This window comes from Vibrio sp. 1580 (assembly GCF_033340055.1).
This window is the reverse complement of the sequence record NZ_JAWOVT010000111.1, coordinates 1-916: the sequence shown is the minus strand read 5'-3', so window position 1 is coordinate 916 and position 916 is coordinate 1. Positions and strand designations below refer to the sequence as shown.

1 protein-coding gene and 1 pseudogene are annotated in these 916 nt (G+C 46.3%); both read right to left on the bottom strand.

Annotated elements, in window-relative coordinates:
* Positions 1-140: pseudogene (locus R7093_RS24370) on the bottom strand (efflux RND transporter periplasmic adaptor subunit); the annotation flags it as partial.
* Positions 140-916 (bottom strand): multidrug efflux RND transporter periplasmic adaptor subunit VmeT (gene vmeT, locus R7093_RS24365; RefSeq protein WP_318146904.1); only part of this gene is annotated, 777 nt, incomplete at its 5' end. The gene vmeT and the pseudogene R7093_RS24370, both read right to left, overlap by 1 nt.

The following is a 916-nucleotide window of genomic DNA, read 5'->3' as shown; positions in this document are numbered from 1 at the left end:
CGATATTGGCTTTTCACTGGCGCGTCAACTGAAATGGTCGAAACATACAACGGTTGTTCGGCTACGTTTTGGCTATCACTTTGACAACCAGTAAGAACGGCCAAGGCGATGGCCGATACTGCAAATAGAGAATGCTTCATTAAATGCCTTCCTCACGAATCCAAGCTTTCACCACTTGCCCTTCGACTAATCGTTCTACGCCAGCAATAACCACGTAGTCGTTGTTATCCAAACCTGACTCAATCGCGCCACTTTCATTTAGTGACAATGTCACCTTGCTCACTTGTTGCGTTGAGCTATCCATCACCCAAACTTCACCTTGGCTCTCTTGCTTGTTTACCCAAGCCGATGTCGGCAACGTCATGGCGTTAGACTTGTTTTGCTTAGCAATGTGTACTTGTCCTGTCATCCCAGTGAGCAAGTTGCGATCGGTTGGCCGAGTGATCGTCACAATCGCTTCATAGCTGTTGGTATCGATGTTTGGCTGCGTTGAGATTTCTTTGAACTTACCCGGAATACGTTTGCTTGGTTCGCTGTCCATCGTTACCCACATCTCTGCGTTTTTTAGTGCAGACAGAGAGACAGACTCCGCGTAACTAACGGGCAAAGTGAAAGAAACATCCAGCGTGGTGTTATCAATCAAATTGAGGATTTCTTGCTTTTCACCTACCACTTGATACGGCTTCACGTAGGTGTACGACACCACACCGTCAAATGGCGCTTGAATTTTGGTGTAGCTCAAATCGGTTTTCGCTTGTTCAAAACTTGCCAACGCTGCTTTGTATTGCGTTTCTTTTTGATCGTAGCTATCGGTGCTGATGAGTTTTTTGCTGTACAGACTTTTTGCTCTTTCCCACTGAGTTTTCGCCAGTGCATATTGGGCTTGCGCCGCGTCTAAAGCCAATTGCAGATCTTT